Source organism: Epibacterium ulvae (genome assembly GCF_018678075.1).
Taxonomy (GTDB): Bacteria; Pseudomonadota; Alphaproteobacteria; order Rhodobacterales; family Rhodobacteraceae; genus Epibacterium; species Epibacterium ulvae_A.
Map to the genome: position 1 here is coordinate 1 of NZ_JAHHIR010000038.1, position 16,944 is coordinate 16,944.

The following is a 16,944-nucleotide window of genomic DNA, read 5'->3' on the forward strand; positions in this document are numbered from 1 at the left end:
GGAGCCATCCACCCCATCTGCTCTTGTGAAGCGGCGTTTGAGGTCAAATAGTTGCAGCGAATGCCTGGCTTAAAACCTTCGGTGTTTTGCGATGCTGACGCAAAGCATACTAAGCGGCCATTCGTTTCGGAAGCGGTAACGACAGGTTAGTCCGCATTGCTGACACTGATGTACCCAATGGCTAAGGTCTCGAACCGTGGTCAATTATAACTCTACAGTCGTATAACAATGAGTTGCAGTGCACATCTTTCAATTCTCAGACCGGTAGAGCAGTGGCCAATGACTTTACTCAACGCCAGCGCAACCTAACTGATTTGCGGACGCGTTGGTTTTTTGGGCGCGGTTTTATCAGTGTCAGTGAAAAGGGTACGTCACATGCATTCCACATCTCAGGTACTATTGTCAGCGCTTGTCGCTGGAGTTTCAACCCTCGCCTCCCCTAGTTTCGCGGATGACTTTACACGTATCGAAACTGAGGCCGAGTTTCGCAAGCTGGTGGTCAATCGCAAGCTCACTCTTGGAGAAAACTACGCGACGTTCAAAAAGAATGGAAAAGTCACCGGAGAGTTTGGTGGAGCGAAACTGGATGGGGCCTGGGCGTGGCGCGATGGTTATTGGTGCCGAACGCTAACGACCCATTCTAAGAATACGGATTGTCAGTTGATGGAAATCTCAGGAACCCAATTGCGGGGAACACGGTCGCGGCGCAAGGGGCAAAGCTTTGTCTATGAGATCAAATAAGCCGTTTCCGGGGAGCGGCCAGTCCGCATGCGAAAGCGTATTTGCACAGAAGGCCTGTAAGCCGGGTTTTGTCCAAGGCTGAACGCCTCTGGACGACCATTCATCTGCGATGCCTGTTGCCAGACACCTCTAGCTGCCAACCCGGTCCCTCTCGGTCAAAGCGTACCTAGCGGCGGTATCGGTTGCCCGACCAGCCCGCGCGGGGACCCTATTTGGCATTGCTCCTGGTGGGGCTTGCCGTGCCACCCTTGTTGCCAAGGGCGCGGTGGGCTCTTACTCCACCGTTTCATCCTTACCCCGACATGCAGGGCGGTTTGTTTTCTGTGGCGCTTTCCGTCGGGTCACCCCGCCCGGGCGTTACCCGGCACCTTTGCTTTGTGGAGCCCGGACTTTCCTCGCGCATTGCTGCAACGCGGCCGTCCAGCCTTCTGTGCGAGGGGTGGACTACGCCCATCCCTTTGGCGCGTCAATGGTGAAGGGGGGTTTTTGGGGGCTTTGCCCCTCTGTGCGCGAAACGCGCCCATTCACCCCAAAGTATTTTTCAAAAGATGAAAGGCCTTAGGCGTCGGGGAGCGATGCGATGTCGGTGGCACATAAAGGGCCTGTGGCCTGCGGACGGTGGCGCAGGCGGATGGTGTCCAACAGGGTTTGATCGTCACAAGGCGCGCTATAGCCCGCCTGAGTGGCCCGCGTGCGCAAGGCCTCCCATGTGGGCTGTTTTGTGAAAGTGTGCTTGCCAGACGGGGCGGCCAAGCCCTGCCGCGACAGGCGGGTCCAATCAAATCGCGGGCCGGGGTCGATTTTGCGGCCCGGAGCCATGTCGGAATGGCCGATGACGCCCTGTGGCGGAATAATCCATCGGTTCAGGATGCCCTGCAGGAGTAGTTCCAACGCCTGCATCTGCGGTTCGGGAAACGGGTGGGTGCCGGGATTGTCCAGCTCAATCCCGATGGAGCGGGAGTTGATATCGCCTAGGCCGCCCCATTCACCCGCACCTGCGTGCCAGGCCCGCATCTCTTCCGACACCAACTGCCAAAGGGTGCCGGTGCAGCCGATCAGGTAATGGGCCGAGACCTCATAACGCGGATCACACAACCGCTCCAGCGCGGCGTCGGCGCTGGTCATGGCGGTGTAATGGATGACAACCAAATGAGGCGACAGCCCATCGCGACGCGGCCCGAAATTGGGGCTGGGCCGTTGGAGGGGCAGTTGCTCTGTCACAGGCTCAGCGGTTGCTGACGGCCAGACGGAAGGGACGTGGATCCCAGGTACATGCGTAGCCGTCTCCGTCCGGGTCCAGCGCTTTGCGGTCGCGTTCTGGGCCACCTAAGCGCAGGAATTCGGTCTGGGCTTCATCGCCCGAGCGGAACACCGCACAGTTGCGTTGCGAGCGGGCCTGCAGGTTAATGCCAGCACGGCTGTAGACACGGGTACCTTTTGGGTGCGACGTGCTGAGCGCGAAGCGGACGATATTGGGATCACTTTCGCCCTGGCGCTGCGGCAAGGCGGTGGGAGCAACTTGTTCGAACTGTTCGCGGTTGCGTTGCAGGCGCTGTGCATCGCTTTCGATGGATTGGCGCGACGCCACGGCGCCAAAGTCGTTTTCATCCGAGATGCCCGGATTGTCGATCAATGTTGGGGCCGGGTTGGAGGGGCTTGCCTCCACCGGGCGCACGCCTGAGTTGCCGGAGGCAGCCCCAAGCGCCGCTGCCGTTTCGCGGGCGATATCATCGCCGGATGACGCCGTTGTCAGGCTCGATTGGTTGGGCGGCACGTAAGGCGTTGGTGCGACCGATGTGCTGGAGGCAAAGTCGCCCACGGATTGTGAGGGACGGCCCGCGGTTGTTGGCAAAGGCTCGGTCGAGATCACGGCTGGCGGCACCAAAGGGTCACCGGTGATGGTGGTTCCCGGCGCCGGGCGCTGTGTTTCAAACGGGTCGAGCACCCCTGCCCCGCTGTCCGGCACTGTCGGCGCACAGGCCGCCAGTGCAATCAACGACGTCACAACAAGAGGAAGGGCAAATGCACGCATGTGAGGGACCTGTTTTTGGGATGCTCGGTTGGTTTTACTCAGCTTTTGGGATGTGTTACCACCACTGCGATGGCTTTGCCACAAAACCTGTGGCCTGTTCCAGCGCATAGGCGGTGTTCAGCAAATCGCCTTCTTCCCATGGTTTGCCGATCAACTGCAGACCGAGCGGCAGACCCTGGCTGTTGAGACCCGCAGGCACTGCAACACCGGGCAGACCGGCCAGGTTCAAGGTGACCGAGAAGACGTCTTGCAGGTACATTTCAACCGGATCCGCCGAGGCCATGTCGCCAAGACCAAAGGCCGCCGATGGTGTGACCGGTGCCAGGATCGCGTCGATGCCTGCGGCAAAGGCGTCTTCAAAGTCTTTCTTGATCAGGGTGCGGACGCGGCGGGCGCGGTTGTAGTAGGCGTCATAGAACCCCGCCGACAGCACATAGGTGCCAACCATGATACGGCGCTGGGTTTCGGGACCGAAGCCTGCGGCGCGGGTTTTCTCATACATCTCGGTGATGCCGTCGCCTGCGTCCAATGTGGCGCGTTCGCCGTAGCGAACACCGTCATAGCGGGCGAGGTTTGATGACGCCTCAGCCGGTGCAATCACGTAATATGCAGGCAGCGCGTATTTGGTGTGCGGCAGGGAGATATCAACGATCTCTGCGCCGGCAGCTTTGAGCTTTTCGGCGCCTTCATTCCAAAGCTTTTCGATCGATGCGGGCATGCCATCGACGCGGTATTCCTTGGGCAGGCCGATTTTCTTGCCGCGGATGTCGCCGGTCAGCAGGGCCTCGAAATCGGGAACTGCCAGATCGGCCGAGGTGCTGTCCTTGGCGTCGTGACCCGCCATCGCGCCGAGCATGATCGCCGCGTCGCGCACGGTTTTGGTCATTGGGCCCGCTTGGTCCAGTGAGGAGGCATAAGAGACCACACCCCAGCGCGAGCAGCGGCCATAGGTGGGTTTGATGCCAACAGTGCCGGTAAAGGCCGCAGGCTGGCGGATCGAGCCGCCTGTATCGGTGCCGGTTGCCGCCAGACACAGATCTGCGGCCACGGCGGCAGACGAGCCACCAGAAGAGCCGCCGGGTGTCAGCTGGGTGTCATCGCCGTCACGCTTCCACGGGTTGACCACGGGGCCATAGCACGAGCTCTCATTCGAGGAGCCCATGGCGAATTCATCCATGTTCAGTTTGCCCAGCATCACCGCGCCACTGTCGCGCAGGTTCTGGGTTACAGTGGATTCATACTGTGGTTTGAACCCTTTAAGAATGTTAGAGCCCGCCTGGCTGTCGACACCTTCGGTGCAGAACACGTCCTTGATCCCGATGGGCAGACCGCACATCGCAGAGGCGTCACCCCCTTGCAGGCGCGCATCAGCGGCCTTGGCGCGCTCCAGCGCGATCTCGGGCGTTTTGTGCACATAGGCGTTCAAAGCATCCGCCGCATCGATGGCGCTGATGCAAGCTTCGGTCAGCTCAACAGAGGTGGTTTCCCCCTTGCGCAGCAGATCGCGGGCCTCGGCGAGGCCAAGTTTGTTCAAGTCGGTCATGTCTTACTCCACCACTTTGGGAACAGCAAAGAACCCTTCGCGGGCGTCCGGCGCATTGGCCAGAACCTTGTCCTGCTGGCTGCCATCGCTGACCACGTCTTCGCGGCGCTTCAAGCGCTGCGGGGTAACCGATGTCATCGGCTCCACGCCTTCGACGTCAACCTCGTTCAGCTGCTCGATAAAGCCCAGGATATTGTTGAACTCGGTCGCGAGCGCCGGCAGCGCGTCGTCCTCGACCTTGATCCGGGCCAGTTTCGCCACTTTGGCGGCGGTGTTTTGGTCAATCGACATGGATTACCCTCATCTTTTGTTACCCGGCATTTACCGCCCCTGCGCGTCCCCCGCAAGGGTTGGCGACATCTCTTCGCTGCTTTGCACCCGCCACGCACGCGCATAGGTCACAATCATCCACCCAAGCATCCCACCATTGAGCACATGCCACAGGAAATGCGTCCCCATCGGGAAGAGCGGGCATAGCGGTTCATCCAAGGTGCGCAAGGTCAAAGACAGCACCAAAATCGCCGCACCAATGGCAAACCCGCGCGCCATCACCGGCTGTTTGCCCCATAGCACCACCGCATAAAGTAAAATGAGCAAAGGCACCGGGCCGTAGACGGCCGAGCTGCCAAGCCCCGGCAACATCTGAAACATCGGTAATGTCAGCGCATAATAGGGAAAAAACAGCGCCGTCAGACCATAGGCGCGCACTCTGCGCAGCCCAAGAATGTCGCGATTGATTGCAAAGACATAGACCAACACAAATATCGCGATCGGCAAGATATCGGCCCAGAGGGCCCAAACCTGCGCATGGGTGTGAAATAGATAGCTGCCCAGGCCAATCACCATCTCGATCATACACAGCGTTGCGGTCATCGGCGCACGGTTTTGCCTAGCAAAGAGCCAAACCAAAACCGCAACCATCACAAAGGCGAGATTGGTGAGCGCATTCACTGGTTCCGCCCAATAGTGCGGTGCAATACGCTCGCAGTAGGCATCGACGTAACGTGTGAGCTCCATCGAGTTCTCCTGGTTGATGTCTTGGGTGAGAGCCGGACTATGGTTCGGACCATCCTAGGTCTAAAATGGAGATAGACGCTATGAATATTGTTTGGTTGGGTCATGCGAGTTTTCGGCTTGAGAGCGACGGCAAGGTTCTGCTGATCGATCCCTGGCTGACCGGAAACCCGATGCTGAAAGAAGACCAGCACGAAGCCGCACTGGCGGGGACGACACACATCCTGTTGACCCATGCGCATTTCGATCACGCCGCAGATATCGTGACGCTGGCCAAGAAGCTGGACGTTCCGGTTGTGGGTCAGTTCGACCTGATGAATTTCTGGGGCGAGTCTGAGGGCATCGAGACCCTGGGCTTTAACAAAGGCGGCACAGTGGATCTGGATGGGATCAAAGTGTCGATGGTTGCGGCCTCGCACAGCTCGACCTTTGGCGGATCTGACGGGCTCAAAGTGGCCGGTTCCGAAGTGGGTTTCATGATCGAGGTTGAGGGCAAGACAGTCTATGTCTCGGGCGACACCGATATTATGGCCGATATGGAGTGGATGGGCGATTTCTATAAGCCCGAGATCGGCATCCTGTCAGCTGGCGGCCATTTCACCATGGGTATGAAAGGCGCGGCCTATGCGGCCAAACGCTATTTCAACTTCAAGACAGTGATCCCTTGCCACTACAAAACCTTCCCACTGCTTGAACAAAACGCAGATGAACTGACGACGGCATTACCGGATGTGGATGTGATCGAGCCTGAGGTTCTGGCTCCGATCACTCTTTGATCTGAGGGCGGGTAAATTCTGCGCGGGCCTGTTCAGCGCGGGCGCGGCAGGTGCAGCCCTCTGCGTGATCATTGATCAACCCCATCGCTTGCATAAACGCAAAGCAGGTGGTGGGGCCGACAAATTTCCATCCACGTTTCTTGAGCTCTTTGGACAGGGCGATGGACTCGGGGCTGGTGGTTTGGGTCTGCGGTGGTGGCAGAGTTTTGGGGTCTGGCTCAAATGACCAGAAAAAGCCCGCCAATGAGCCCGCCTCCGCCTCAAGCTCAATCGCGCGGGCAGCATTGTTGATCACGGCCGTGATCTTGCCCCGGTGACGCACGATGCCTGCGTCCTGCAACAGGCGCGCCACATCTTCATCGCCAAATTCAGCGACTTTGCGATAGTCAAACCCTACAAAGGCTGCGCGAAAGTTCTCCCGCTTGTCCAAAATCGTGCGCCAGCTGAGGCCCGATTGAAAACTCTCAAGGCAGACTTTCTCAAACAGGCGCGTATCATCACCAACCGGATAGCCCCATTCGGTGTCGTGATAACGCAAAAAATCCGGCGCGCTGCCCGCCCATTTGCAACGTGGTTCCCCGTCTGGGGCCATATAAATCTCGCTCATGTCAGTCGTCTTTCAAAAAGGCGAGACGCGGATCGACCCGTGCGGGCGACATCTCGGTTATTTCAGGTGTGGCGACGCCGTTTATGACAAATGGATCCTCGTTCACAAAGGCCTGCAACGCCTCCGCCGTGCAATTATGGGCCCAGATCCCGCCGCCAGATTTATCCGCCAAGGAGCCCACGGCCAGAAACAGCCCCCTTTCGAACCCTTGGGCAATCCAGGCGCGGTGGCCTTCCATATGCTCAGCAGCGGCAGCGCGGTTTTCGGAAAGTTTCAAAAAGACGGTGAACATATTCAATCTCCTTTTGCGGAATTTGCGGGGGCTGCGGCGGCGGCATAGGCCAGCATCAGCTCCACTTCGGTGTCGATGAAATCATCGTCGCGCAACGCTTGCGACAGCGCGGCCACCCCCTGGCTGCGGGCCAACAGATGGCGGGCGTGTTGCAGGGCCGCGCCCTCATCACACCCCAGCGCGCGAAACTGGTCCGCCAACCAATCGCCAAACAGGGAAAACAGTGCATTTGCACGGGATTGGCTGACATGGTTCAACTTGCCCAATTCAGACACCAACGTGCCGACGGGGCAGCCATAAAGCGTGATCTTGGCGCGGTTTCGGATCAGGATCCGGACAAAACAGCCGATCCGCTCGACCGGCGTCTGACCTTTGGCCTGCCAGGTTTCCAGCATCTTGCGCGTCTTGGCGATACGGCGGTCGATCACCGCATCCAGGATCTCATCCTTGGATTTGAAGTGATGATAGAAATTCCCACGAGAGATCCCCACCACACCGGCGATATCGGCAAAAGAGGTCGCCTCGAACCCGCGTTCATAAAACAGATCATCGGCGGCGGCGGCGATGTTTTCACGTGTGGACATGGCAAAGCGAATCCTAGGACAGTTGACCTAATGCAGATATAGGACAAGTGACCTAGAAAATGCAATCATTGCAATGTCAGAAAAATGCACGCGCCTTGGCAAAGGTTTCAAAGTGGTCAAATTCCACCGCTGAGACCTGCCCCCGACGCAATTGCCAAAAGATCGACAGAGTCACTTTGGCCATCGCCCAAGACAGCAGGTAACTGGGTGTGACATGCAGGGCCTCTGCCCAGATCACCGCGACACGCTGCGCGCGGATCACATCAGTAGTCCACTCAGGTCGCCCCCTAGGGTGGCGAAAAGCATTGGCAAGCTCATAAGCCGGATCGCCGATCATCCCCTTGGCATCAAAGGCACAATAGCCGCGCGGCGTGTTCAGAACATTGTCATGGTGCAGATCACCGTGCAGCGGGCGCAGGCAAGACTGGTTACCCAGACAATCCTGTGCGACCGCCACACCCTCGCGGTAGATGGCCCGTTGCGCGGACGTTAATAGGTCGTCGAAGGACTGCTGGAACATAGGCTGAAAGGCCCGTGAGATCGGCAGCAGGTCTGGCGTTACCTTGGCATGCGACTGCAGATCACGCGCAAGGTTTGCCAGCTCCACCGCTGCTTCTGCGTCATGCCCTGCGCGGGCAAAATCACCCAAGGACGGCCCCGGAAGATCTTCCATCAAGACCAGTTCATCACGGATATCGAAAAACGTGACCGCGTTCTGGCCACCGAATTGATCGAGATAGTCAAACCCCGCGGCCTCGTTCCCCATTCCATTGTGATAGAGCTTCAATATCGCCGAGCCGCCGTCCCTGCGTGTCACTCGCCAGACGTCCGAGACGACGTTGCTTTGCAGGCATGTGGAGAGTGTCACATCCAAAGACCTCGCAGCCCGGGATATGGACGCAGATACGCTCATTCCGCGCGGCGTTTGGTTGCGAAAAAATCGCGCAAGATTTTCGCGCAGTCCTGTTCGGCCAGCCCGTCATAGACCTCGGGCGCGTGATGGGATTGGGGATGGTCAAAGACGCAGGCCCCATGGGCGACACCGCCAGATTTTGGGTCAGAGGCTCCGTAATACACCCTTCGCAATCGCGCAGCGGCAATGGCTGCGGCGCACATGGCGCAGGGCTCCAGCGTGACATAAAGATCGTGCCCCGCAAGGCGTTCCACCCCGGCCTCTGCGCAGGCCTGACGGATCACCAACATCTCTGCATGGGCGGTTGGGTCGTTCAGCTCGCGGGTGCGATTTCCGGCTGCTGCAACCACCTGCCCGTCTGGAGCCACAAGAACGGCCCCCACCGGGACCTCACCACGACTGGCGGCCTTTTGCGCCTCTTCCAGAGCCTGATCCATATGCGACGTGAACTGCATGAAACCTCCCTGCCCCAGAATGGACGCTTTCGCAAGGCGCGGGAATGTTCTATGGCGGGGATATGACACAGAAACCTGCCCCCTCAGATCCGAAATCCACCGCAACACCCGAAGGCGACCGCATCGCCAAAGTGCTGTCACGCGCAGGCGTCGCTTCGCGCCGCGAAGCCGAGCGGATGATCGCGGAAGGGCGGGTGACCGTGAATGGTAAAAAGATCGACAGCCCGGCGTTGAACGTCACCGGACGGGATCGGATCATTGTGGACGGCAAACCCCTGCCCGAGGCAGAGGACGCGCGGCTGTGGCTCTATTACAAACCCATCGGCCTGGTGACCACCAATTCCGATGAAAAGGGCCGCACCACGATCTATGACGAGCTGCCCGAGGACCTGCCCCGGGTGATGACCGTCGGGCGTCTTGATATCAACTCCGAAGGGCTGCTGCTGTTGACCAATGACGGCGGCATCAAGCGTAAGTTGGAACTGCCAGAAACCGGCTGGCTGCGCCGCTACCGCGTGCGTATCAATGGCCGGCCCAAAGACACCGATTTTGAACCGCTGCGCAAAGGGTTGGTGATCGACGGCGAACGCTTCCAGCCGATGCAGGTCACATTGGACCGCCAGCAAGGAGCGAACGCTTGGGTCACCATTGGCTTGCGCGAAGGCAAGAACCGCGAAATCCGTCGCGCGATGGAAGACGTGGGCTTTCCGGTGAACCGCCTGTTGCGGATCTCATACGGGCCGTTTCAGCTGGGCAATCTGAAACCCGGCGCGGTCGAAGAAATTAGACGCAAGATCATGCGCGACCAGCTGGGCCTGCAAGAGCCGGATGAACCTGCGCAATTGCGCCCAACGCGCAACCGCAAACCCATGCCCGGCAAGGGAAAACCGCCCTTCAAACGGGGCGCACAGGACGCCCCCGCACCAAAAGGGCGCCGCGCCGCTGATCCTTCTGCCAGCCAACGCAAGGGCCCCGGCAAACCGTCGGGGCGCCCCGCAGGTCCCAAAGGCTCTCCCAAAGGGCGGCCAGGCGGCAAAAATCCCCGTCGTTGAGCGATTTGCACGTAGCTTCCCCCTAGTAAGAGGGCGCATCATCCCTTACCTTTTGCAGCAAGAATGCATGTTCTTGCAGGTGGGGAGAGACGTTCTGTGCAAAATCTCGCGTTTGTCGCGTTGTTGCTGTTAATGCTGGGCCTCAGCACCGGTTGGATCGTGGGGGTCTGATTGGATGGCGCAACGATTTGGCGGAAAATTCAGCCCTGACGAGTCATCTGATACATCATCGCCCGCACCAACGGGCGGTGCGTTCAAAAACGCACGTGTGAACCCCATCGGCCTGCGGACCAATCTGATGGCTGTTCCGGTGGCAGTTTTGCTGTTCTTCTCCCTTTTTAGCGGTGCAAGCGGCATGGCGATGGGACTGGCGGGGGCTGCGGCCTGGGTTGGTGGCTGGTTCATGCTGCGCGAAGGGTTGCGCGCCGAAGCGGCCTTTCACGACCGTCGTGTTGCCAAACGCCCGGCCCTGCCACGCAAGATTTTGGCGGCAGTCCTGGTGGGCGTGGGCGCAGGGTTCGCAGCCTGGAAGGCTGAGCCCGGTGCGCTGATTGCAGTTGTTTATGCCGTGGCGGCAGCGGGTCTGCATCTGGCGGCCTTTGGCATCGATCCGATGCGCGACAAAGGCGTGGAAGGCATTGACCAGTTTCAACAAAACCGTGTCGCTCGCGTGATTGACGAGGCTGAAACCCATTTGACCGCAATGCGTGATGCAGTCCTGCGGGCCAAGGATCGCAGGGTCGAGGCCCGCGTCGACCAGTTCCAATCCGTGGTGCGCGATCTGTTTCGCACGGTCGAAGAAGACCCGCGCGATTTGACGGCCGCTCGTAAATATCTGACCGTCTATTTGCTGGGGGCCCGTGATGCGACGATCAAATTTGCCGACATCTACAGCCGCAGCCAGGATACCGAGGCGCGCAGCGATTACCTGACGCTGCTCGACGATCTGGAACAGAATTTCGCGGCCCGCAACCGCAAGATGTTATTGGAAGACCGCAGCGATCTGACTGTGGAAATTGATGTGCTGCGCGAACGTTTGCAGCGTGAAGGCGTCCGGCTGGACGAAAATTAATTCGAATTTGGCGACAGAACGAGGAAGTGCTCATGTCTGAAATGATCCAGAAAAAAGCCGCCGAAGCGGAAGTCTTGGTGAAAGAAGTAACAGGTATCGAATTGGTCGCCCCGGTTGAGACCGTGCAGCCGTTGGTCGAGGCCGACGCGCCCACCTCGGACGCCATCCGGTCCCGCATGGATGAGATCAACATGAGCGACACCAACTCGATCATCGCCTTTGGCTCGGGCGCGCAGGCGGAACTGCAGACGATCAGCCAAGCCATGCTGCAAGACGTCCGCAACAAGGACGTGGGCCCCGCCGGTGACAGTCTGCGCGGTATCGTGACCACGATCCGAGGCTTTTCGGTGTCGGAACTGGATGTGCGCCGCAAGCCGAGCTTCTTTGAACGTATCTTGGGGCGCGCCGCACCTTTTGCAAAATTCACCGCCCGGTTTGAGATGGTGCAAGGCCAGATCGACAAGATCACCGACGATCTGCTGGCGCATGAACACACCTTGCTGAAAGACATTAAATCGCTGGATATGCTCTATGACAAGACGCTGAACTTCTACGACGAACTGGCGCTTTATATTGCGGCCGGTGAAGCCAAACTGGAAGAGCTGGACAGCAAGGAAATTCCTGCCAAAGAAGCCGAAGTTCAGGCCGCACCCGAAGACGACCAGGTGATCAAAGCGCAAGAGCTGCGTGATCTGCGGGCCGCGCGCGATGATCTGGAACGCCGGGTGCATGATCTGAAACTGACCCGTCAGGTAACCATGCAGTCCCTGCCCTCGATCCGGTTGGTGCAGGAAAACGACAAATCGCTGGTGACCAAGATCAACTCGACCCTGGTGAACACGGTACCGCTGTGGGAAACCCAACTGGCGCAGGCGGTAACCATCCAACGCTCGACCGAGGCCGCGGCTGCGGTGCGCGATGCCAATGATCTGACCAACGAGCTGTTGACCTCAAACGCGGAAAACCTGCGCGAGAGCAACAAGATGATCCGTCAGGAAATGGAGCGCGGTGTGTTCGACATCGAAGCGGTCAAAACCGCAAACGCGGCCCTGATCGGCACCATCCAGGACAGCCTGCAAATTGCCGACGAAGGCAAAACGAAACGCGCTGCCGCCGAAGAAGACCTGAAGAAAATGGAAACGGAGCTGCGCGACACGCTGGCTGCGGCCAAGTCCCGCCGTGATGGTGTTGGCGACAACGCTGGCACTGCTGTTCCCGCCTAAGGATCGGACGACCGTTTCATGCAGTCTCACATTCGCCAGAAGATCACATGGGGTTCGCGCTTTGGCGCGGCCCTCTTGGCCTTGGCGCTTGCGGGCTGTGAAGAGCCAGGACAGCGGATCTCGCTGGTGCCACCGTCCCGTCCGGCTTCGCTGGCCCTGCCTGTGCCCTCAGCCCAAAGCGAACGCCTGTCGAATTTTTACCGCTCGTTGCAGCAGGATCTGATGACGCGAGGCCTTTTGCGCGAAGATGGCGGTGGTCCGGATACGCCCTATGATGCGGATGATCTGATCCGCAATTTTGAGGCCATCGCGTTTTTTGACGAGCACTTCCGGCAAGGGATCGGCACCAATGGCGCGCTCAGCAAGTGGGAAAAGCCGGTGCGCCTGGAAGCGGTCTTTGCTCCAACGGTGACGGCCGAACAGCGCCAGAGCGACCAGCAGGAGCTGGAGAAATACGCCGAACGTCTGGCGCGCATCACGGGGCATCCGGTGAGCGCGGTCCAACGGGGAGGCAATTTCAAAGTGATCTATGCAGGCGTCGACGACAAAAGCTTTATCCGCACCGAGGTTCTGCGCCAACTGCCGCGCATCAATGCCAGCCAGCTGGACACGCTGGTCAATACGCCCGAGATCTACTTCTGTCTGGTGGTTGCCGGTGGGCCGCTGTCCGCGCCTTTTGCCTATACCCAAGGGGTCGCCTTGATCCGGGCTGAACACCCCACGCTGACACGGCGCGCGTGCCTGCATGAAGAAGTTGCCCAGGGCTTGGGTTTGCGCAACGACAGCCCAAAGGCCCGACCGTCTATATTTAACGACGATGATGAATTTGCGCGTCTGACCAGCCATGATGAGCTGTTGTTAAAGATGCTGTACGACCCGCGCCTGGAGCCTGGCATGACAACCGATGAAGCCGGCCCTATTGTGCGCGAGATTGCATATGAACTGACTGGAGAAACGCTTTGACCACGTTGGTGGCAAGCACAGTGAAGAGGATCAGACCATGGGTATTTTCGACTTCCTGAAGGGCGAGTTTATCGATGTCATCCACTGGGTGGATGATACGCGAGACACGATGGTCTGGCGCTTTGAACGCGAAAGCCACGAGATCAAATATGGCGCCAAGCTGACGGTGCGCGAAGGACAATCGGCGGTTTTTGTCCACGAAGGGCAGCTGGCGGATGTGTTTACGCCCGGGCTTTATATGCTTGAGACCAACAACATGCCGGTGATGACCACGCTGCAGCATTGGGATCACGGCTTTAAATCTCCGTTCAAGTCAGAGATCTATTTCGTCAACACCACCCGGTTCAACGATCTGAAATGGGGCACCAAAAACCCGATCATCTGTCGCGATCCCGAATTTGGCCCCGTACGCCTGCGCGCCTTTGGCAGCTATAGCGTGCGAGTCACAGATCCCGCGCGGTTCCTGACCGAGATTGTGGGCACCGATGGTGAATTCACCATGGATGAAATCTCATTCCAGGTGCGCAATATCATCGTTCAAGAATTCAGCCGGGTTGTGGCAGGTTCCGGCATTCCGGTGTTGGATATGGCCGCGAACACGGGCGATCTGGGCAAGCTCGTCGCGGCCGAGATTTCTGGCGTGATCGCTGAATATGGCCTGTCGATCCCTGAGCTCTATATCGAAAACATCTCATTGCCACCTGCGGTCGAGGCCGCGATGGACAAACGCACCCAGATGGGCATTGTCGGCGACCTTGGCGCCTATACGCAATTCTCTGCTGCGGAAGCGATGACAGCAGCTGCCCAAACGCCGAACAGCGGTATGGGTGCAGGCCTTGGCATGGGAATGGGCATGGCGATGGCCCACCAGATGGGGAACATGGCAACGGGTCAACAGCCCGGTCCATGGGGCACACGTCCGGCCCCCGCTGCAGCGCAAGCCCCTGCGCCTGCGGCACCCGCCTACGCGCCACCGCCGCCACCCCCGCCGCCAGTGGAGCATGTGTGGCATATCGCGGAAAACGGCGCGACAACCGGTCCCTATTCAAAAGCGCGCATGGGGCGTATGGCACAGGAAGGCACGTTGAGCCGCGAAACACTGGTCTGGACACCCGGTCAGGACGGCTGGAAAGAGGCAGGCGACGTCGCGGAACTAGCGCAATTGTTCACCATCCTGCCTCCGCCTCCTCCGCCGCCGCAACCGGGCGCATAACGCAGGCACCCCACCCCATCCATTATCACCACAGCGACATCCCACGATGTCGCCTGCAAATTCTGTGAGATCAGATGAGCCAGATGCCGCCCCCTCCGCCGTCGCCACAGCAGGCCGAAGAGACCCACCGCTTTCACTGTGAGCAATGTGGTGCGGACTATCGGTATCACCCGGAAAACGGCACGTTGACCTGTGATCATTGCGGGCACACAGACCAGATCCATGTGCCCACCCAGTCGGCGGGTCCGTGGGGCAAAGAGACATCCGTCAACTCGGCAATGGAAGAGCTGGATTTCAAGGCGGCTTTGAACGACGCGCTGCCCGAGGCGGAGATGGAAGTGACCCGCGTCACGGCCTGTCCCAATTGCGCGGCGCAGGTGGAGTTTGACCCGACCACCCATGCCCAGGAATGTCCGTTCTGCGCCACACCTGTGGTCGCTGACACCGGCCCCAATCGGCATATCAAACCCAAAGGCGTGGTGCCCTTCATCGTGGATGAACGCAAAGCCCAAAAGGCGATGACCGATTGGCTGGGGCGCCTGTGGTTTGCGCCAAACGGTCTGCAGGAATATGCGCGCAAGGGACGCAAGATGGATGGCATCTACGTGCCCTTCTGGACCTATGATGCCCAGACGCGCACCCAGTACCGTGGCCAGCGAGGTACGGTTTACTATGTGGAACAACGGGTTGTGGTCGATGGCAAATCAGAAACCCGCCGCGTTACCAAGGTGCGCTGGCGTGGGGTGTCCGGACGGGTGCAGCGGTTCTTTGACGATGTGCTGATCCTCGCCTCGAAATCCCTGCCCAAGCGCAATACCGAAGGGTTGGAGCCGTGGGATCTGTCGCAGTTGGAGCCCTATCAGCCGCAATATCTGGCTGGGTTTCGCGCCGAAGCCTATGCGGTGGATATCGAATCGGGCTTTGCGGAGGCACGTGCCAAAATGGACCGGGTGATTGAACGGGACGTGCGCTTTGACATCGGCGGCGACCGGCAGCGGATCGACAGTCTACGCACCGAAGTGAGCGATGTGACCTTTAAACACGTGCTGCTGCCGGTCTGGCTGGCCGCCTATAAGTACCGGGGCAAGACCTATCGGTTTGTGGTGAATGGTCAGTCCGGCCGCGTCCAGGGCGAGCGGCCCTATTCCGCGTGGAAGATCGCAATTGCCGTGGTTCTTGGGCTTGTTGTTCTGGGCGGCTTTGCGTTGGTTGCGGGTACAAAATAGGGATCACAGATCATGCGCGCCTTGGTGCAACGGGTGGCCGAAGCGGCCGTACGTGTTGACGGAGAGATCGTTAGTGAAATTGGTCCAGGCCTCTTGGTGCTGATCTGCGCGATGGAGGGCGATGAGTCGGCGCAGGCGGAATATCTGGCACGCAAGATCGCCAAGATGCGGATTTTTCGCGATGACGCGGGCCGGATGAACCAATCCGTGTAGGATCAGGGCGGTTGAGTTTTCCAATTATCCACCAAACAAAGCACGTGTGGAGCGACGCAGTTGAAAACCAAACGGAAAACACGCTGACCTATTGATTACGCTATTCAAACCGTACCACTTAGGAAATCGCGGAATAGGTCAATATTGCTTGTCCCAGGACTTTTCGGAGGCAAGCATGATCACAGAGTTGAAATCGGTTCGAGACATTTGGAAGAAGATGCCCAGCGAGCGCCATGCTCGCTTCTTCCTCGAAGCGAGCATTTGGCCGTCGGTCGCCATTGCCCACATTGTGGGAGCCCTAGCTCAACACCAATTCGCGGCCAGTCTGCCCAGTCGGGTCTCTATCAGTGCTCGGAGCGGGAATGTCGCCTTTCGTTTACGGTCACTACAAAGGCCCCGATGCATTCCACGAATGCTGGATCTTCGGATCTGGATTGCGGCTATTTTTCTGGTGCTGACCTCCAGCAAGGGAAACTCCTCTGTCGTTTTGGCGCGGATCTTGGGAGTAAAACATAAGACAGCGTCGAAAATGGGCCATGCGATCCGAGAATAGATGGACGACCGGGAGCCTGGACCTGTCCCGGTTTGATGCCGCTCCTTTGATAGCATTTGTTTCAGCAAAGGAGACTGGCTATGGGACTGAAACGGACGGGCGAATTCCGCCAAGATGCAGTGCGGATCGCGCTGACGAGTGGGCTGACACGCAAGCAGGTTGCTGATGATCTGGGTGTTGGCATGTCGACGCTGAACAAATGGATTACGGCGCACCGAGACACGGATGTGGTGTCGAAAGAGGATTTATGCCTCGCCCAAGAGAATGACCGGCTTCGGCGTGAGAACCGCATTCTCAAGGAGGAAAGGGAAGTGTTTAAAAAGGCCACGCGGTTTGCGAGCATTTCGCCACCGTCCTGCCAGCCGCAGGCAGCGGTCCGATATGGTGACGTTGGCGCACATTAAAGAACAATCGCGCCTGAGCTTGGGCAGCTATGGCAGCCCACGCATGACAGAAGGGCTGAAAGAGAACG

At 58.8% G+C, this 16,944-nt stretch carries 18 protein-coding genes, 1 other RNA gene and 3 pseudogenes; 11 read left to right on the forward strand and 11 right to left on the reverse strand.

Features of this window, described 5'->3' with window-relative positions; translation table 11 throughout:
* Window positions 1-375 precede the first annotated feature (375 nt).
* Complete coding sequence (locus tag KMP13_RS11295) at window positions 376-741, forward strand: hypothetical protein (RefSeq protein WP_215265965.1); 366 nt, start codon at window positions 376-378, stop codon at window positions 739-741.
* Window positions 742-782: 41 nt separating this feature from the next.
* On the opposite strand, the gene rnpB is transcribed toward KMP13_RS11295, so the two are convergent.
* The 6 genes from rnpB to KMP13_RS11325 all read right to left on the reverse strand — a co-directional run bounded on the left by rnpB (window position 783) and on the right by KMP13_RS11325 (window position 5,333).
* An RNA gene (gene rnpB / locus KMP13_RS11300) (RNase P RNA component class A) lies at window positions 783-1,173 on the reverse strand.
* A 126-nt stretch (window positions 1,174-1,299) separates the two neighbouring features.
* Window positions 1,300-1,962, reverse strand: coding sequence for an N-acetylmuramoyl-L-alanine amidase (locus KMP13_RS11305; RefSeq protein ID WP_215265966.1), 663 nt, complete (start codon window positions 1,960-1,962; stop codon window positions 1,300-1,302).
* A gap of 4 nt (window positions 1,963-1,966) precedes the next feature.
* The gene (locus KMP13_RS11310) at window positions 1,967-2,773 is read right to left on the reverse strand and encodes a hypothetical protein (protein ID WP_215265967.1); all 807 of its coding nucleotides are present in this window, start codon (window positions 2,771-2,773) and stop codon (window positions 1,967-1,969) included.
* A gap of 55 nt (window positions 2,774-2,828) precedes the next feature.
* Window positions 2,829-4,316 carry an Asp-tRNA(Asn)/Glu-tRNA(Gln) amidotransferase subunit GatA gene (gatA, locus tag KMP13_RS11315; RefSeq protein ID WP_215265968.1) on the reverse strand — a complete coding sequence of 496 codons (1,488 nt, stop codon included), beginning with the start codon at window positions 4,314-4,316 and terminating at the stop codon, window positions 2,829-2,831.
* Between the two features lie 3 nt (window positions 4,317-4,319).
* Window positions 4,320-4,607: an Asp-tRNA(Asn)/Glu-tRNA(Gln) amidotransferase subunit GatC gene (gatC, locus tag KMP13_RS11320; protein ID WP_215265969.1), complete on the reverse strand. Its 288-nt coding sequence runs from the start codon at window positions 4,605-4,607 to the stop codon at window positions 4,320-4,322.
* A 30-nt stretch (window positions 4,608-4,637) separates the two neighbouring features.
* Complete coding sequence (locus KMP13_RS11325) at window positions 4,638-5,333, reverse strand: ceramidase domain-containing protein (protein WP_215265970.1); 696 nt, start codon at window positions 5,331-5,333, stop codon at window positions 4,638-4,640.
* An 80-nt stretch (window positions 5,334-5,413) separates the two neighbouring features.
* Here KMP13_RS11325 and KMP13_RS11330 point away from each other — a divergent pair, with 80 nt between their 5' ends.
* Window positions 5,414-6,106: a metal-dependent hydrolase gene (locus tag KMP13_RS11330; protein ID WP_215265971.1), complete on the forward strand. Its 693-nt coding sequence runs from the start codon at window positions 5,414-5,416 to the stop codon at window positions 6,104-6,106.
* On the opposite strand, the gene KMP13_RS11335 is transcribed toward KMP13_RS11330, so the two are convergent.
* From KMP13_RS11335 to KMP13_RS11355, 5 genes are all read right to left on the reverse strand, one after another.
* A complete protein-coding gene (locus tag KMP13_RS11335; RefSeq protein WP_215265972.1) occupies window positions 6,096-6,713 on the reverse strand; it encodes a DNA-3-methyladenine glycosylase I in 618 nt (205 codons plus the stop codon). The genes KMP13_RS11330 and KMP13_RS11335 overlap by 11 nt on opposite strands.
* A 1-nt stretch (window position 6,714) precedes the next feature.
* Window positions 6,715-7,005, reverse strand: coding sequence for a YciI family protein (locus KMP13_RS11340; protein WP_215265973.1), 291 nt, complete (start codon window positions 7,003-7,005; stop codon window positions 6,715-6,717).
* Window positions 7,006-7,007: 2 nt separating this feature from the next.
* On the reverse strand, window positions 7,008-7,589 hold the full coding sequence (locus KMP13_RS11345) for a TetR/AcrR family transcriptional regulator (RefSeq protein WP_215265974.1): 582 nt from the start codon (window positions 7,587-7,589) through the stop codon (window positions 7,008-7,010).
* 76 nt (window positions 7,590-7,665) lie between these two features.
* Window positions 7,666-8,502, reverse strand: a complete 837-nt coding sequence (locus KMP13_RS11350) for an aminoglycoside phosphotransferase family protein (RefSeq protein ID WP_251363811.1) — start codon at window positions 8,500-8,502, stop codon at window positions 7,666-7,668.
* On the reverse strand, window positions 8,499-8,957 hold the full coding sequence (locus tag KMP13_RS11355) for a nucleoside deaminase (protein WP_215265976.1): 459 nt from the start codon (window positions 8,955-8,957) through the stop codon (window positions 8,499-8,501). The genes KMP13_RS11350 and KMP13_RS11355 overlap by 4 nt, the downstream gene beginning before the upstream one ends.
* A gap of 62 nt (window positions 8,958-9,019) precedes the next feature.
* Here KMP13_RS11355 and KMP13_RS11360 point away from each other — a divergent pair, with 62 nt between their 5' ends.
* The 9 genes and pseudogenes from KMP13_RS11360 to KMP13_RS11400 form a co-directional block, all read left to right on the forward strand.
* Window positions 9,020-10,009, forward strand: a complete 990-nt coding sequence (locus KMP13_RS11360; protein WP_251363812.1) for a pseudouridine synthase — start codon at window positions 9,020-9,022, stop codon at window positions 10,007-10,009.
* A 175-nt stretch (window positions 10,010-10,184) separates the two neighbouring features.
* Entirely contained in the window at window positions 10,185-11,081 is an 897-nt protein-coding gene (locus KMP13_RS11365; RefSeq protein WP_215265978.1) for a 5-bromo-4-chloroindolyl phosphate hydrolysis family protein, read from the forward strand.
* 32 nt (window positions 11,082-11,113) lie between these two features.
* On the forward strand, window positions 11,114-12,304 hold the full coding sequence (locus tag KMP13_RS11370) for a toxic anion resistance protein (RefSeq protein ID WP_215265979.1): 1,191 nt from the start codon (window positions 11,114-11,116) through the stop codon (window positions 12,302-12,304).
* 18 nt (window positions 12,305-12,322) lie between these two features.
* Entirely contained in the window at window positions 12,323-13,267 is a 945-nt protein-coding gene (locus KMP13_RS11375; RefSeq protein WP_215265980.1) for a DUF2927 domain-containing protein, read from the forward strand.
* A gap of 37 nt (window positions 13,268-13,304) precedes the next feature.
* A complete protein-coding gene (locus tag KMP13_RS11380) occupies window positions 13,305-14,480 on the forward strand; it encodes an SPFH domain-containing protein (protein WP_215265981.1) in 1,176 nt (391 codons plus the stop codon).
* A 74-nt stretch (window positions 14,481-14,554) separates the two neighbouring features.
* Window positions 14,555-15,706 carry a TFIIB-type zinc finger domain-containing protein gene (locus KMP13_RS11385; protein ID WP_215265982.1) on the forward strand — a complete coding sequence of 384 codons (1,152 nt, stop codon included), beginning with the start codon at window positions 14,555-14,557 and terminating at the stop codon, window positions 15,704-15,706.
* Window positions 15,707-15,718: 12 nt separating this feature from the next.
* Window positions 15,719-15,916: pseudogene (locus KMP13_RS11390) on the forward strand (D-aminoacyl-tRNA deacylase); the annotation flags it as partial.
* Between the two features lie 178 nt (window positions 15,917-16,094).
* Window positions 16,095-16,469, forward strand: a pseudogene (locus tag KMP13_RS11395) (transposase); the annotation flags it as partial.
* Window positions 16,470-16,552: 83 nt separating this feature from the next.
* Window positions 16,553-16,944, forward strand: a pseudogene (locus KMP13_RS11400) (transposase); the annotation flags it as partial.

What these genes read in the sequence shown, in the direction of transcription:
- KMP13_RS11295 (WP_215265965.1), top strand. Translation starts at nt 376, where the DNA reads ATGCATTCCACATCTCAGGTACTATTGTCAGCGCTTGTCGCTGGAGTT.
- KMP13_RS11310 (WP_215265967.1), bottom strand. Translation starts at nt 2,773, where the DNA reads ATGCGTGCATTTGCCCTTCCTCTTGTTGTGACGTCGTTGATTGCACTG.
- gatA (WP_215265968.1), bottom strand. Translation starts at nt 4,316, where the DNA reads ATGACCGACTTGAACAAACTTGGCCTCGCCGAGGCCCGCGATCTGCTG.
- gatC (WP_215265969.1), bottom strand. Translation starts at nt 4,607, where the DNA reads ATGTCGATTGACCAAAACACCGCCGCCAAAGTGGCGAAACTGGCCCGG.
- KMP13_RS11325 (WP_215265970.1), bottom strand. Translation starts at nt 5,333, where the DNA reads ATGGAGCTCACACGTTACGTCGATGCCTACTGCGAGCGTATTGCACCG.
- KMP13_RS11330 (WP_215265971.1), top strand. Translation starts at nt 5,414, where the DNA reads ATGAATATTGTTTGGTTGGGTCATGCGAGTTTTCGGCTTGAGAGCGAC.
- KMP13_RS11335 (WP_215265972.1), bottom strand. Translation starts at nt 6,713, where the DNA reads ATGAGCGAGATTTATATGGCCCCAGACGGGGAACCACGTTGCAAATGG.
- KMP13_RS11340 (WP_215265973.1), bottom strand. Translation starts at nt 7,005, where the DNA reads ATGTTCACCGTCTTTTTGAAACTTTCCGAAAACCGCGCTGCCGCTGCT.
- KMP13_RS11345 (WP_215265974.1), bottom strand. Translation starts at nt 7,589, where the DNA reads ATGTCCACACGTGAAAACATCGCCGCCGCCGCCGATGATCTGTTTTAT.
- KMP13_RS11350 (WP_251363811.1), bottom strand. Translation starts at nt 8,502, where the DNA reads ATGAGCGTATCTGCGTCCATATCCCGGGCTGCGAGGTCTTTGGATGTG.
- KMP13_RS11355 (WP_215265976.1), bottom strand. Translation starts at nt 8,957, where the DNA reads ATGCAGTTCACGTCGCATATGGATCAGGCTCTGGAAGAGGCGCAAAAG.
- KMP13_RS11360 (WP_251363812.1), top strand. Translation starts at nt 9,020, where the DNA reads ATGACACAGAAACCTGCCCCCTCAGATCCGAAATCCACCGCAACACCC.
- KMP13_RS11365 (WP_215265978.1), top strand. Translation starts at nt 10,185, where the DNA reads ATGGCGCAACGATTTGGCGGAAAATTCAGCCCTGACGAGTCATCTGAT.
- KMP13_RS11370 (WP_215265979.1), top strand. Translation starts at nt 11,114, where the DNA reads ATGTCTGAAATGATCCAGAAAAAAGCCGCCGAAGCGGAAGTCTTGGTG.
- KMP13_RS11375 (WP_215265980.1), top strand. Translation starts at nt 12,323, where the DNA reads ATGCAGTCTCACATTCGCCAGAAGATCACATGGGGTTCGCGCTTTGGC.
- KMP13_RS11380 (WP_215265981.1), top strand. Translation starts at nt 13,305, where the DNA reads ATGGGTATTTTCGACTTCCTGAAGGGCGAGTTTATCGATGTCATCCAC.
- KMP13_RS11385 (WP_215265982.1), top strand. Translation starts at nt 14,555, where the DNA reads ATGAGCCAGATGCCGCCCCCTCCGCCGTCGCCACAGCAGGCCGAAGAG.